14 protein-coding genes and 1 pseudogene are annotated in these 14,017 nt (G+C 67.7%); 3 read left to right on the top strand and 12 right to left on the bottom strand.

The window, feature by feature from the left end:
* Window positions 1-8: 8 nt before the first annotated feature.
* The 9 genes and pseudogenes from AC1DW8_RS20840 to AC1DW8_RS20880 form a co-directional block, all read right to left on the bottom strand.
* Window positions 9-1,025: a peptidoglycan-binding domain-containing protein gene (locus tag AC1DW8_RS20840; RefSeq protein WP_162260592.1), complete on the bottom strand. Its 1,017-nt coding sequence runs from the start codon at window positions 1,023-1,025 to the stop codon at window positions 9-11.
* Between the two features lie 150 nt (window positions 1,026-1,175).
* Complete coding sequence (locus AC1DW8_RS20845) at window positions 1,176-1,571, bottom strand: hypothetical protein (RefSeq protein ID WP_056824095.1); 396 nt, start codon at window positions 1,569-1,571, stop codon at window positions 1,176-1,178.
* A gap of 1,110 nt (window positions 1,572-2,681) precedes the next feature.
* Window positions 2,682-2,951: pseudogene (locus tag AC1DW8_RS20850) on the bottom strand (ATP-binding protein); the annotation flags it as partial.
* 332 nt (window positions 2,952-3,283) lie between these two features.
* Complete coding sequence (locus AC1DW8_RS20855) at window positions 3,284-4,744, bottom strand: ATP-binding protein (protein ID WP_478095741.1); 1,461 nt, start codon at window positions 4,742-4,744, stop codon at window positions 3,284-3,286.
* On the bottom strand, window positions 4,744-6,189 hold the full coding sequence (locus tag AC1DW8_RS20860; protein ID WP_478095742.1) for an SCO6880 family protein: 1,446 nt from the start codon (window positions 6,187-6,189) through the stop codon (window positions 4,744-4,746). Before AC1DW8_RS20860 ends, AC1DW8_RS20855 begins: the two co-directional genes overlap by 1 nt.
* Window positions 6,190-6,191: 2 nt before the next feature.
* Window positions 6,192-7,532 carry a type IV secretion system protein gene (locus AC1DW8_RS20865; protein ID WP_478095743.1) on the bottom strand — a complete coding sequence of 447 codons (1,341 nt, stop codon included), beginning with the start codon at window positions 7,530-7,532 and terminating at the stop codon, window positions 6,192-6,194.
* Window positions 7,529-8,320: a hypothetical protein gene (locus tag AC1DW8_RS20870; RefSeq protein ID WP_478095744.1), complete on the bottom strand. Its 792-nt coding sequence runs from the start codon at window positions 8,318-8,320 to the stop codon at window positions 7,529-7,531. Before AC1DW8_RS20870 ends, AC1DW8_RS20865 begins: the two co-directional genes overlap by 4 nt.
* Window position 8,321: 1 nt before the next feature.
* Window positions 8,322-8,603 carry a DUF6112 family protein gene (locus tag AC1DW8_RS20875; protein ID WP_020145907.1) on the bottom strand — a complete coding sequence of 94 codons (282 nt, stop codon included), beginning with the start codon at window positions 8,601-8,603 and terminating at the stop codon, window positions 8,322-8,324.
* Between the two features lie 121 nt (window positions 8,604-8,724).
* The gene (locus AC1DW8_RS20880; protein WP_478095745.1) at window positions 8,725-9,804 is read right to left on the bottom strand and encodes a C40 family peptidase; all 1,080 of its coding nucleotides are present in this window, start codon (window positions 9,802-9,804) and stop codon (window positions 8,725-8,727) included.
* 133 nt (window positions 9,805-9,937) lie between these two features.
* Here AC1DW8_RS20880 and AC1DW8_RS20885 point away from each other — a divergent pair, with 133 nt between their 5' ends.
* Window positions 9,938-10,378: a hypothetical protein gene (locus AC1DW8_RS20885; protein WP_478095746.1), complete on the top strand. Its 441-nt coding sequence runs from the start codon at window positions 9,938-9,940 to the stop codon at window positions 10,376-10,378.
* Here the strand turns inward: AC1DW8_RS20885 and AC1DW8_RS20890 are convergent.
* Together AC1DW8_RS20890 and AC1DW8_RS20895 are read right to left on the bottom strand one after the other, a co-directional pair.
* Window positions 10,318-10,743 carry a hypothetical protein gene (locus AC1DW8_RS20890; protein ID WP_478095803.1) on the bottom strand — a complete coding sequence of 142 codons (426 nt, stop codon included), beginning with the start codon at window positions 10,741-10,743 and terminating at the stop codon, window positions 10,318-10,320. The two genes, AC1DW8_RS20885 and AC1DW8_RS20890, sit on opposite strands and share 61 nt — an antisense overlap.
* 5 nt (window positions 10,744-10,748) lie before the next feature.
* Window positions 10,749-11,012 carry a hypothetical protein gene (locus tag AC1DW8_RS20895; RefSeq protein ID WP_478095747.1) on the bottom strand — a complete coding sequence of 88 codons (264 nt, stop codon included), beginning with the start codon at window positions 11,010-11,012 and terminating at the stop codon, window positions 10,749-10,751.
* 503 nt (window positions 11,013-11,515) lie between these two features.
* Between AC1DW8_RS20895 and AC1DW8_RS20900 the strand changes: the two genes are divergently transcribed.
* Window positions 11,516-13,039, top strand: coding sequence for a hypothetical protein (locus tag AC1DW8_RS20900; protein WP_478095748.1), 1,524 nt, complete (start codon window positions 11,516-11,518; stop codon window positions 13,037-13,039).
* Window positions 13,036-13,377: a signal peptidase I gene (locus AC1DW8_RS20905; protein WP_478095749.1), complete on the top strand. Its 342-nt coding sequence runs from the start codon at window positions 13,036-13,038 to the stop codon at window positions 13,375-13,377. Before AC1DW8_RS20900 ends, AC1DW8_RS20905 begins: the two co-directional genes overlap by 4 nt.
* Before the next feature lie 346 nt (window positions 13,378-13,723).
* Here the strand turns inward: AC1DW8_RS20905 and AC1DW8_RS20910 are convergent, their stop codons facing one another.
* Window positions 13,724-13,969 (bottom strand): hypothetical protein, encoded by a 246-nt coding sequence (locus tag AC1DW8_RS20910; protein WP_478095750.1) that lies wholly within the window; start codon window positions 13,967-13,969, stop codon window positions 13,724-13,726.
* Window positions 13,970-14,017 lie beyond the last annotated feature (48 nt).

The following is a 14,017-nucleotide window of genomic DNA, read 5'->3' on the forward strand; positions in this document are numbered from 1 at the left end:
AGGTGAGCTCACGTGCACCCGGCGAGGACGTTTGCGGGGAGGCTGAGAGGATCCCGAGCAACCTGGTCGTCCACCAAAGCCGAGTCCACGACCACGACGCCCAGCTCGCCCGCGGCGCCCCGCAACGTCCCCAGGGGCAAGGGATTCCAAGTCCCCCTCTCCAGGCGGAAGAGGCACTGGGCGCCAGACATCGTCATGTAGACGGCAGTGCTTGGCACGACGGCACGTTCCTGGGCGCGTGAGAGCCTGATCAGGCCGCCGACGTATTGTTCCGGCGCGCCTCCGCCGCCACCTCCGGTCATCTGCGCAGCGCCGGTAGTAACGGCCTCGCGCAGGCTGGTGTAGACGGCGGTCAACTCTCCAGCGGTCGGCTTCAGACCAGACATGGCTATCTCTCGGTCGCCGAAAGTCAGGGTGAGCGCCCCCTTCTGCAGCGGCGCTAGAGACGAGCCTTGGCTCGCGGGTGTGATCGAGATGTCCGTTGGCGTCGGTGCTAGGCCAAGGACTGGGTCACCGACGGCAACCGGACTGGCGAGGGTCACAGAGGCTTCGCCAATGGCTGTCGCGGAATTCGGCACGAAAGCGACGTAGCTTGGCCGGAACACGCCGTCCTGAGGCACGCGCAGCCGCTTCTGCAAGCCCGTGACAGCGGCCTTCACCGTCGGCCCGAAGGTGCCGCTCACCTTCCGCCGGTCGAGTAAGCGGGCATCCGACAAGAATTGGCTCAGCAGGGCCACTTCAGGCCCCGTCTCGCCAGATCGAAGCTCTCGGTACAGAGGCGTTCGGCCGCGATGCGCCAGGACCGGCACGCCGTCAACGGCAAAAAGTTCCTCACCCGATTGAATCGGGCCAGCATCTTGGGCGATGCTGGTGACAATTCCGGCCACGGGCGATCGCACCTCGCCGAGCTGCTTCAGCTCGATATTTACGAGTACGGAGGTGCGGTAGTCCGTGCTACGGCTCCCCACTTTGACCAGGGACGGCTCGTCCGGTGCAACGCTGGCAACCTCGCGCTTGCTCGCCAACGGGACAGCTATAGCGATAGCCGCCACCGGCACGGCCCACAAGGTCACGAGAACCACAACCGGCACCCAAGAGCCCGCCCAAGACCTGAATCTTGGGCGGGCTCGACGACGGGCGCTCATCCGCGGATCCTAGCAACCGGGGCAGGCCCGCTAGCGAAAGCAATCACGAAGAGTGACCCCTTCTTCGCGCATCTGCATGTCCACCTTCGCCCGCGTGTCACCGGGCTCGACGCCGCGTTTCCGCAGACAGTCACGCAGGTGTTGTGTTTCCTGCGAACCGTTCTGCACTCCATCCGACGTCTGCCACAGGATGTCAACGAAGTTGAACTCGGCGTGGTAACACTTCTTTTCGGCGCCGCTCTGAACGGCAGCGTCCGGCATCGCGAACTCGTACATCGCGTGCTTTAGTTCGACCTGACCCAGTTCGTAACCAGCCGCGCTCAGGCACTCGCGGAAACGCTGGAAAGCGGCTCTGTACTCGCTGGCGTCGACCTTGTTGTCCCTGATCTCGGCGGCTTGCGCCTCGGACGCCAGGGACAGGTCCATGCCGTGGAGAGCGTTACCAGCACTCGCTGTTGGCTCCTCCACGGAGGGGGAGGAGCATCCCGACAGCATGGCGATCAAAAGCACGAGTCCGGAGCGCCATATTACTGGTTTCATTGCATCTACAGAGTGGAGTAAAAGGAGAGGGGGCCAACGGAGGTCGAGTGCTGGGCCCTAAAGGGGTTCGTTCCGGAGAGGATTTGGCTGACACCGCCCTGTCCATACGCGCAGTACTTCCACGCGGTCCAGCTCGACCCACCGATGTGGGCGTAGTTGACTCGAACTCCGAGCACCCCGCAGGTATTCGGGGCATCGTCGTAGGTGCCCCCGCCGTTGTTCTCAGTGAACCCGACAACGACGGCGGAATTGCCACAGGTTCTTGAAGTAGAACCAGCATGTGCGGGTGCGGCAAGCGCGACCGCAAGCGCGACCGCAAGCGCGGCTCCGCATGCCAGCGCCAACCTGAATGTGCAATACGAGGCATCGTTGCTCCGTCCAGCCTTGTGCCGATTTCTTTGGGCGGCCCCTGTGCTTGGAGAGGCTAGCAGTGGCACCCAGTTGCGTCCAGCAACCTCTCAGGTAGTTCTCAGGGTCCCCGTTCCAAAGTGCGTTGCCGCCGGATGTGGCGCTGTTGTGGTGTGGTTTCGGTAAGACGAGGTGGTGCGGCCCAGGGGGAGGGCCTGCCGTCGAGGCTTTGCTCGGGCGGCTCATGCCTCCAAGACAGTGAGATCGAGGGCACGGAGCGGATACCCGAGCGCGGTGAAGTCGGTTGACGCTGGACCGACTTGACGGCCGGGGTGCTGGGGCCGTGACGGCAGGTCCCGTTCGCGCCCGGTGCACACGACCGGCGTTCGCTAACGCCGGTGTATCGGCCGCTCCAGACGATCTCACGTCCGGAGCAATTGCCTGACGCCTGGACAGTCAGTGAGTGTCGGCGAAAGGACACCCAAATGACCCACATGATCTCCAGTCCCCCACTGAGGCAGGATCTCGAGATCTCCGATGGAAGCGGTCGGCGAGGGTCGACGAGCGCCGAGGACAACGTGTCAACGGCGGCTGAAATCGAACCCCCTTTGCGACGGGTGAAATCGGCCCTTTTCCCTGTTGGTCATGTCAGTCCTCGGCTCCCAGGGGCGTAGGGACGCGGCCAAGGTCGCGGTTCTTGAGCCGGTAGGAGTCGCCTTTGAGGTTGACGACGTCGGCGTGGTGGACGAGCCGGTCGATCATCGCGGCGGCCACGACGTCGTCGCGAGACCTCGCCCCAGCGGCCGAAGGGCTTGTTGCTGGTGACGATCAGCGCGGCTCGTTCGTAGCGGGAGGACACGAGCTGGAAGAACAGGTCGCGGCCTCGGGCTCGAAGGGGATGTAGCCGACCTCGTCGAGCTATGCGGATGTCCGCATAGCTCGACCTATACCGACAACGCGACTATGCCGAGGGGCACGCTGGCCGGCGGTGGGCAGCCTGAAGGGTGAAGCGGTCCACGACGCCGGGGGCCTGCGAGCGTCGGCATAGTTGCGGCTCAGGTCGGCGGCCTGACGCGAGGCGATCATCACCGCGAACAGCATCCGGGAGTAGCCCGCAGCCATCACCAACACCGGCGGCCGGCCCAGCTGACCGTACCCGAGCGGGACATCGACCGGCGGGAACTGAGCGAACGCACTGTCATCGGCAGATCCGTTAGATCACGAACGGCTGAGGTAGGCGCGGGCGGGACTCATCTAGTCGACCTCGAGAGCTCCATGCGCGAGTTGGTGTCGAACAGCGTTAGCTCGTCGTCCGTCGCCACGTGCCGTACTACGAATGCCCTCTGGCCAACACGCCAGAGCCCTTCGCCGCGTTGGAGATCCGGGAGTTGGGCGCGCTCCGCCGATGACAGCCCGAGCTCGAGTGCCGTTTGGGGTGCTTCGCTGACCTCCTGCTGGTAGACGATCTTCGTTGAGCAGTCGCCGAGCAGACCTCGAGCGAGCGCACGTGACTCCGAGCCAGCGTTGCCCACGGCGTCAAGGTCCGACAGCCGGTGCACGATGAGAAGGTTCGCGATGCCCAGGCCGCGCGACAGCTTCCATTGGGACTGCATGCGGGCGAGCAGGGCGGGCTGGCGCATGAGGCGCCAGGCCTCGTCGTAGATAACCCATCGCTGCCCTCCGTCGGGTGTGGACAGCGCCGACTCCATCCATGCCGAGGCGCACGTCATCACCATCGCGATGAGCTGATCGGAGCCCTGAATCTGCGAAAGGTCCAGCGAGACCATCGGCAGAGCGGGGTCGAAGGTGAGGGTTGACGGCCCGTCGAACAGGCCGCTGAGGTCACCCGCGACCAAACGACGCATGGCATGGGCAAGGTCGCGCCCGTCGCGTGCGAGCTCAGCGGCGGTTGAGCCGGGAAGTGCAGACCGTGGCTCCAAGAGCAGATCGACGACCATCGGCAACGTCGGTTCGACCGCCCCCGCGGCAGCACCGGCCAGCGAAACGTCCAGAGCGGTGTGCTCAACAGACACCAGAGGCCGCCCGAGTGCCGACTGAGCCAACGAACCGACAAGGGCGCGTCGCCGGTTGGCGACCAGCAACTGCCACTGGGAGTCGGGGAGTGCCGGGTCGCGCGGCCCGGGGTCCAGCGGGTTCAGACGGTTGCGTGAGCCGCCGCCGAGCTGGATAGCGGCGCCACCGACAGCCTTGGCGACGACGGACCATTCACCCTTCGGGTCGCCGGGCACGTAGACCCGCCGCCCGAAGGCGATCGACCGAGTCGCCAACGACTTGGCGAGGCAGGACTTCCCCTTCCCGACGACCCCGGCGAGCAAGCAGTTCGGATTCGTGATGATGCCTTGGCTATAGAGCACCCAGGGGTCGAAGCAGAAGCCACCTCCTGACCAGGCGTCCTGCCCCACGTAGACGCCTTCGCTCCCAAGACCACCCTCCGCAAGGAAGGGGTACGCGCCGGCGACCACGTCGGAGGTGGCGCGGTGTCCCGGCAGCCGAAGCCGGCGATAGGACCGCCCAGCCTCAGGGCCGCTCTCTCCCTCGGCAGGAAGGAACTGCGGCGAGTCATCATCACCATTGCGTCTGCCCCGTGCCGCTTCACCCGAGCGAGCAGCCGGTGGCTTCTCATGCCGACCACGTCGACGCTTGGTGCCCTGTGGCGCGTAGAAGGTCCCTGACGCTCGTGCCGACGACATCAGCTCACCTTCCGCGCGAGCGGAAGTGAAGCAGAGACGAAGGCTCGGGCCTGCTGCCCATAGAGCCGTCGCGTCTCGCAGCCGCACTGGATGGCGGCGCGCGAGATCTCCGCGACTGACGCTTCGAGTTCATCCCGCGAGGGCGCGGTGATGGAGATGAGGCCGGTGAACTTCACGTCGGCGTGGCCGCTGATGAGCGCCCGTTCGCGTTCGAGGACGTCGTCGCGTTCCGCGCCGTCGGAAAGGTCGGCGATGGCGCCGATCTTGGCCTTCTGCGCCGCCTCGGTGGCGTACTCGACCTTCGCCTTCCTGATGTCGCGCATCGCGGCATCCGCAGGGATCGGCTGGATTGTCATCGAGAGTGTCTTGCGGATGCCGGGCTGGAAGACCAGTGAGTGGAGGAAGTACGGCGGCGCACCGACCCGCGGCCATTCGCTGATCCAGAGCACGGCCGAGTATGCCGTGTCGTGGCGGACGTGGTCCCACTCCTCGTCCATGGCCACAGGGCCAGCGCTCGCCAGCGTCTGGGTCTCGCGGTCGCCAGTCTCGTGTCCGGGCTCGAACGCCTCCCGTAGCGTCGCTGCGAGCTCGCTCTCGTTGAACCATGTCGCGAGCGACAGGTCCGCGGCACGGAGCCCGGCCTCGAGGGACGTCATCTCCTGCCGCAGGAACGCGGCCGCCCCGCGCAGCCCTCGCCCGGCCTGCTTGATGTGCGCCCGCGCGCTCCGAAGGTCGAGCGAGAGCGCGATGACCGTGCGGTGCGTCGACGCCGCGGGCGCTGCTGTCTTCATGAGCGACTCGTACTGCTGCATGGCCCACTGGCCGGGTTGCTTGACGCCGTTGACCTCCCACCAACCAGTGATGCCGCGGCCCGCGTCGGGTAGCGACACCTCGAGCACCTGCAGCCGGCAGCCAGTCCCGGAAGCGGCCAGGCTGGCCAACGCCCGACCCCATCCGTGGACGCGTCTCGCCTGCTCGTCGCTCGACAGGAGCACGTATGCCGGGTGGCGCACGAGTGCGACCGCGGTGAGCGTGTGCCCGTGTGGGTCGTGCAGCATCGCTGCGCCGGACTCCTCGTCGATGAGGAAGCGCAGGGCAGCAGCGTCGCCGGGGAGGGCGAGCGTGCCGCCGGGTCGTGGGGCTGATGGGCGCGCTCGGAACTTGGTCTGACCGTTCAGCTTCCGCACGGCGTAGTGCCCTGCCGTGGGGAGTGACTCGACGGCGGGGCGCCCATGCCAGCGCACAAAGGCGAGCGCGATGAGTCCGGCCCAGAGGGGTGCCGTCAGGCCGGCGCCCGTCGAGCTGCCGAGGAAGATCGCGGGCACGAAGACGAGCGCGGCGACGCAGAGGCAGAGGATGCGGGATGACGAGAGCCCGAGGAGCAGGCCGCGCCGGGGGAGGCGTCCGAATCGGACGGTCAGCGGGGTGGTCGTGGCGTCGGTCATGGTCAGCTCCTAGAGCCGTGGGTGAGTGGCTGCTTCATGGGCGTTTCCTGGACAGCGGCGCCAGGGCCGCCGCCGCCGGGCGAGGAGACCCCAGGCGGGTTGGTCGCGACGTGGCCGGCCTTCATGGCGACGGCCTTGGCGCCGAGGGCGACCCCGGCAACTGCGGCAGCCGGAGCAGCCAGCGAGGCGGCGGCTGCGGCGCCCCCTCCGCTGGCTGCTCCAGCAGGTCCTGTGGCACCACCGGCAAGGCCGGATCCCACGCCGGGCGACGGTGGGCCCACCGGCCCAGAGGATCCCGGGCGCGGGGGAGGCGGCGGCGGACCGCCGCTGCCCTTGGTGCCGCGGCTGTGGCCAGACGACCCGACGGAGGCGAGCGCCCGTCCCTGGGCCTGGATCGCGCTGACCTTCTGGGGTGCGCTGACCAGAGTCTGCGCGCCGACCGAGGCCTGCCGGGCCGTGGTATGTGCCGAGTGAAGGGTGTCGCCGGCGAAGTGGAACATGCGGATCGCCACCCAGGGAGCCAGCCCGCCCAGCAACAGGATCAAGGACCCGCCGGCGAGCTGCGTGACGGTCTGACCCACGCCGGAGCCTGACTGTCCGGCGCCGTTGAGGACGGCGACGCCGATGCTCAGGATGATCACGAGGAGCAGCTTTGAGACGATCATGGCTGCGACGAACTCGATCCACCGGCGGACCCAGGCGCGGGTGAAGTCGGCCGTCGCGCCGGCAAAGGCCAATGGGGCGAGCACCGCTGCCACGATGAGCATCAGCTTGCGGATCATCATGGCTGCCCACACGACGACCGCCGCGACGATGATGACGACCGCCAGGAGGATCATGACGGCAGGGTTCTGCATCTGCGCCAGACCGACAAAGGAGAGCTTGCCGCCAAGGGCACCCATCTGCGTGCCCATCGTGTAGCGGACGACGCCGTCGCTGAGGGCATCGACCGCTCCGAGCAGGACGCGCGTCGTTGCCAGAGCGAGCGCGGACCCGACGAAACTGATGAGGAGCCCGCTGAAAGCGCGGCCCAGAGCGAGGGGATGCCCGCGGAGAGCGGCTGAGGTCACCTGGATGATGAACAGTCCCAGGCAGAGGGTGGCTGCAATCGCGCCGGTGATAGCCATCTCCCGCGCCAGAGCCGGCGAGGCCAGGTCAAGCGTGGTCGCCTCGCCGATCTGCTGCCACAGCCAGGTGGTGGCGTTCTGGGCTGCGAGCCCGAAGTAGCCGGCGATGTTGCTGAAGGCCCCATCGACGACGTTGGACGCAGCCCCGGCGGTGCCCGCTGCGGCCTGGGCGAGGAGACACATCGGGTTGGCAGCCATGATGCCGTCGCAGCTCATGACGCGCTCACCGCCAGCGACGAGTAGGTGACCGCGCATACGAAGCCCCAAGAGCCTCGCGTGGGAGGTCCCTCGATGTTGAGCGTCATGGCCACGGACGACGTCGAGGTCACGGCCTTCCCCTGCTTCCGGTAGTGGAGGGTGACAGATGCGGCGACCTCACGACCGGTGATGCCCGGGTCGCTGATCCTCCCGCTCGAGACGGCGGTGCTCCACGCCATCGGCTCCGTCACCCGTTCGATGCGAACGGTGGTGTACGCGTCCTGCAGGCCAAGGGCGGTCCACTCGTTTCGCACCGGGACAGCCCGGGTCTGACCCGCAGCGTCCGTCACCGAGTAGACGGCAAGGTGGTCGCGCAGCTCTTTGGGCACCAGCCCCACGACGAGGGGCTCGGAGGTCTGGGCGGCCTCCGACTGCACCCAGGCGAGGTGCTCGGCCCTCGACGTCCGGTAGTCCTGCGTCAGGAGCCGGCGGACGAACTCCGCGGCATACAGGTCAGGCTGTTGGGAGAAGTCGCCGGTGATGCGTCGCCCCGGCGGCCCTGGTGCGACTCGTGCCGCCGCGCGGAGGCGGTCGATCTCGGTCGCCACCGGGTCCTTGGTCGGCGCTGGCGACTGAGCGGTCGACGACTCCGGCGTCGGTGCGGCATCTAGCGTCGGCGAGCCCGAGACCTGAGGCGAGCCACCGACGGGCGCCTCGGAGTGTGACAGCGCGACGACTCCAGCCACGAAGAGCAGGACGACGACGCTCGCAGCAGTCAGGTACGGGCGGAGAGCTCTCCAGTTCATGTCACTGGACCGCAGAGCCCGCAGCGCTGAAGAAGGTCACGAGTGTGTTCGCCGCGCCGATGAGCATCGCCGCCCCCGCGGAGACGAGGACGCCGGTCTTGCCGCGGCCGGCCACGTGGGGGTTCGACGAGTGTGAACCGATGGCCCAGGCGATCGCCGAGATGGCGATGCCGGCCACGGACGCGATCAGACCGAAGGTGAGCAGCGCGCCGACGATCTTCTCGATGGCGGCGATGCCGGGCAGGCCGTTCTGGTTGGGCGGGACGTCAACGGAGGGGATCATCCAAGTCTTCATCGTGGTGCCTTTCGCAGCTCGCGCGGACCGGTTCCGCACATGGCTGCGATAGAGGACCGGTCGGGGCACTATTCGTCGAGCCGTCGCAGATAGAGACCAGATCGCTCCGTCAGGAGATGTGGCGAAGCCCCGAAACGCCCTGTGACACAAAGGACTTGTAGGAGACAACCCGGACGACGTCACCAGTTCGGGGAGCGTTGACGACGAGTCCGCGCCCGATGTACATGCCGACGTGGCCGGGCGAGGCGAGCGTCCCCGATGATCCCGGGATCATCACGAGATCTCCCGGGGCAAGGCTGCTCGAGGTCGTCGCCGTGCCGTCGCGCAGCTGCTGGCTGACGACGCGTCCGATGGGGATCCCCGCTCGGCGCCACGCCTGTTGGGTCAGGCCCGAGCAGTCGAAGGCACTCGGCCCATTGCCGCCCCAGAGGTACGGCCTCCCGAGCTGGGCGAGGGCAAAGGCCACTGCCGTACGGGCCTCGGGAGATGTCGTGGGCGGCAGCCCGAACCCTGCTGGGAGCCCGTGGGTGCCGGATCCGCCCGGCGCGAGGGCGTCAGGCGGCGCACCTCCGCAGTCGAGGTTCGCAGCATCATGTTCGATGAAGGCGAGGACCTCTGATGAGCGTGCGGTCTGCCGCTGGTAGTTGCCTCCGACGACGATCGAGCCACCGTTCGCACCGCTGGGGCGCCCGGTGAAGGCTGACCGCTGGACCATCTGGGCGGCATACCAAGGCGTCATGGACTGCCAGTCCTCGAGGCGGAGGAGCGCGTCGACGAAGAGGTGAGTCGACTCGGCCGCGTCCATGCGTTTGGCCGCGCTGCCCCACCCCGGGCGCTGCTGGAAGAGTCCCAAGGAGTCGTGGTCGAAGCCCACGCCCTGGCTCGGGAACGCTGAGCCCGTCGGGTCATTCGGGTTGGCGAGGACACGCAGGTCCGACTCGGCCAGAGCAGCCGTGAGAGCGATGAAGGCACCGGCCCTGCCAGCCCGCTGTTCGGCAGCCGCGACGATCGTGCGGGCGTTCTGCGCCTGGGTCGGCGAGAGTCCTGGCACCGGGCCGCTCGACACGCAGGCGGGAGGGCGGGACGGGAGCGCACCGCTCTGCGTGGCGGCGATCGTTACGACGCCCAGGCCACCGAGCACTGCGACTCCGCCCGCGGCAACGACGGTGGCTGCACGGGTGAGCGACATGCTGCGCGAACCGCGGGATCGGGGCACTACCGGCACGCCGTGCGCCGATGGTGCCCCTCGGCGGCAAGTTGTCCTCGCCGAGGAGGTATGCCGTATGAACCGACTGAGATCACGGCCACGTCGCGTTCACGTGATGTCGGACGAGTGGGCGGACGCTCGACAGCTTGCGCTCGAGCTGGCTGGGCTGGCGCCGCCGCTGAATGTCGATGTCATGTCGATGGGCCTCGTCCTGGAGCCCGGCGAACGCGCGCTGCGCCAGGTTCCGGTCGAGGTTCGTCACGCTGACCGGGCCCGCTGGACGGGGGAATCGCGAGGCATGGGTCTGCTGACCGACCGCCGCGTCCTGCTCAATCTCGATACAGGACAGTCGGTTTCGTTCTGGTGGGGATCCTTGGTCGGGTTCCGGCCGTGCGTCGAAGACGGCTACGCGGTATTCGATTACGGCGACGGAGTCGCTCGGCTCATGTCGAGTCGTGCCATGGCATCGATCGCCGTGGCCGGCATCGCTGCGCTCTACGGCACCGCCGGACTCGTCGAGCACCCAGCGCTGGCCAGGCTGCGAGGCGCGACGTGATTGCGCAGCGTCTGCACCTGACGGCGCGCGTACTGGCGCTGCCCACCGGTGAGGTCTTGCGACACGGCATACAGCCGGAGCAGTCCGGGCCACCCCGAAGGGGAGCCGGCGAGGAGCCGGTGGACGGCGCGCCGCTGGGCGGCGGTGAAGCCGAGCTGCTCGAGCATCCGCTTGGTGCACGCGCGCGAGTTCCCGCCGGCGCGCTTGGTCGTGATCGTGGTCAGTGGGTCTGCTGCGCCACGTCGTCTGGCTTCCTCGATCCTGGAGATGAAGAGGTCGAAGACGGGGGTCAGGTTGATGTCGGCGAGCTCCTCCGCCGAGAGGTGGAGCTGAGCCGCCGTCCAGTCGTTGAAGTTGGTCTGCATGGTGGTCACGCCACTTCCGACATCTCGAGGTCGGCGAACACGACCGGTTCACCCGGGCTCACGTGGGTCATCCCGTGAAGCGCGTCGGCCTGCGCTGCGCGTGCCGAACCGAGCGCGCCGCGGGTGGCGACGCCGCGGAGCATGATGAAGAGCTCTCGAGGCGCCATCGCTCTCGCGTGAGCCTCGTGGGCGACGAGCCACTCCATGGCCGCGAGGAGCTCGTCGGTGGAGTGCTCCGGCGTCACCGACACCGGCGAGGTGGACCCCATGGGCACGATGTGACACGTGCTGCGGGTGCAGACCACGTCTTGAACCGTGAGCCAGAGCTCATCTCTTCGATCAGACTCCCGGACCAATGGCCCGCACTGACGCAGGCTCTCAGCGAGCTGCTCGGCCTTGACATCGCGAGTGGTCATGCCCTGCTCCTTCGTGAGATCAGCGGGGCCCCGGCAGCAGCCCGCTCCTTACCATTTGTCCCGCTTGTCGCCATCCGGCGCTGGCTCGGTCTCAACCAGCTGTGGACAAGTCTCAGGACGCGACACGTTGTCCACACGGGCGTCGCGGTCGAGTTGCGCTCCGCCCAGATCGGTGAAGAATGCGCCGGGCTGCGGACGCGGATCGCCTGGTCCATGGACGACGCTGTGCCTGCTTGTGGTGATGACTTCATGCGATCCAGTCAGCCAGCGCGCGCGGCATCACCCCATGACCCGCAGATGCACTGGCAATGCACTCAGGTGCACAGCCGAGTGCCGCCACGCCTGGCGGGTCGGTCATGAGCTCCATCGTGGTGCCGACCTGGCGGCCCGCCGACGCGGTCAGTCTTCAGCAAGCCTTGAGGCTGACGAACGAAGGCTTTGCCGAGACTCTGGGTTCAGCCGCTCGCACGGTCGCGAAGTGGCATGCGAATCCGGCTATGAAGCTCACGACGGAGATGCAAGCCGCGCTGGACACGCTCCTCAGCCGAGCCACCGACGACGCGCGAGAACGCTTCGCCGAGCTTCGATTCTCTGGGGCTGCCGACTCGTCGCGGGCATCTGTGTCCGCGACTGCGTTACAGGGTGCGACGCACCTCCACTCGGGCCTGGAGTTCCTCGACGAGCTGCGAGGGTCCGCTCCTGGGACATCCCTTGCAGCAGTTACCGATCGGGCGGCCACGTTGCATCGCGACGAACCGATCGCTCATGTCGACAGACGGGCCGTCGCTGACCGGCTTCTAGACTTCTACAGCACCGAGAGCGGCCTCGCGGGAGTGGTGCGCATTCAGTCCGGCGAGGGCGACATGACGACAACTCTGGTCACCCCGCACGGGGGCTTCGCCCTTCGGAGCGCGGGAGTGCCGTCCTTCGGATTCGCTCGACATGCAGCGGCTCCGCCCCTACTGGCTACACCAGCGCTGCTCGCGGCCGCGGAATCGCGGCTGGCGCGCTGCCTGACTGGTGACACACGCTTCTCGGATCAACCGACCTACCGTCTTGTGGACGTCGAGGACGAGCCGGGTGGCATACGTGCCCAGTTCGCCATGACCATGTTCGCGCGCTACGCGCTCACGTGGGACCTGCTCGAGGCCGAGGTCCTCACGGCGCTCGCTGCTGGTACATCGGTGCTTCCGCTCCGCGAGCAGCTGTTGCCCACCGCACGAGCGGTGCTCACCCCGAGCGCCCGAGAGTGTGTCGGGGGAGCGCTCGCGCTGTCGGCCTTCGCTCGTCCGGCATCGGGCAATCGGCCGGCTGACTACGTCCTGCTCATCCAGCAGCGCAGCAGCAGGGTTCTCAACGGAGCTGGACGCATCGCCGTCATCCCCAAGTGCTTCCACCAGCCGACCAACGAGGCGACGGCTGAGGTGGACGTGCGACTCACTCTCCTGCGGGAAATGGAGGAGGAGCTGCTCGGGCGGGCGGAGACGGACAACAGCCTCGGGCCGTCATCGGTGGCCGACCTCCTGCACCCGAGCCGCATGACGCCGGCCATGCGGTGGCTGACGGAGTCCTCGGCTCTCGACGTGCACCTCAACGGCTTCGCGTACAACCTGGTCGCTGGGAGCTTCGAGTTCCCCGCCCTGCTCGCCGTGCACGACGAGACCTTCTGGCAGCTTTTTGGTGGCGACATTGAAGCGAACTGGGAGGCCTCTGGGCTGCTGCGCTACTCGAGTGCCGACGCCGACGGGCTCGATGCGCTGCTGCACGACCCGCAATGGACGGATGAGGGGCTTGTCGCATGTGCCCTAGGTTTGAAGCGGCTCGCCCAGCTCAACCCGGAGCGAGTCAGACTGCCGGCCTTCCAGATTGGAGTCTCGTGAGCATCGCTACTGGCAACGCGTTCGATGACGGCCCCGCGCACCGTGGGTGGCTCGTCGGGAACTTCATCGCGCCTCCTGACGGCGTGGCGAACACGACCGACGTGGAGATCAAGTGGGGCACGCATGCCGCGGGGGAGGAGCGCGCCGACTGGACCACGGGTGAGACCCGCACCTCGATGATGGTGCTGATCTCCGGACACTTCGTCCAGCGTCTGCCTGACCGTGAGGTCGAGCTGAGCCGCCAAGGCGACTACGTGTTGTGGGGCCCTGGCGTCGTGCACGCCTGGCGCGCCATCGAGGACTCGGTGATGTTGACCGTGCGGTGGCCGTCGGTCTGAGCGGCTCACCTTTCAGGCGTAGTCGGCGTGTCCGAGGAGTCGGCCTGATCGGCACGTCGCAGGTCGCGCCGTAGCATCGCCTCGTCAGTGCCGAGAAGCAGTGCGGCGCGAGTGACGCCGGACGTATGCACGAGGCTGCGCTGCGCCTCGAGCAGCTTGGCATCCGCCGCCGCAAGGCGGTCTCGGGCCCGGGCACAGCTCTTGCCCGCCGTCTCGACCTTCCGCAGCGCCTCCGTCTCTGCGCGCTGAGCCTCAAGGAGGCGTTGGCGTGCTCCCGCGTCCACTGGGTGTCGCATGGGCAATCCTTCCGTTCGCTTCGATGTAGGTGCATGACGGAGCGATTGGGTCACCGTCGGCGCGACACGGTCGGGGTCAGCAGCTTCGCCGGCAGCCACTGCTGCACGACTGCGGCGTCGGCCTCGATGACATAGGTGACGAACGCCCACCACCCGTCGTCGCGACGGGACCACTCGATGATCAGCCCTGGATGGGGTCCCCGCGACGCCTCCGGACCGGTGACCCAGCAGTGCCGGCGAGCCGGCGGCGGCAGCGGGATGGGGTGGTCATGCCCTCGTCCCGACCCACCAGCCATCTGCCCATTATCCCGCACCGTCGAACGTCTGTTCGATCACTCCGCCCG

It is taken from the genome of Terrabacter sp. P2_E3 (genome assembly GCF_056403915.1).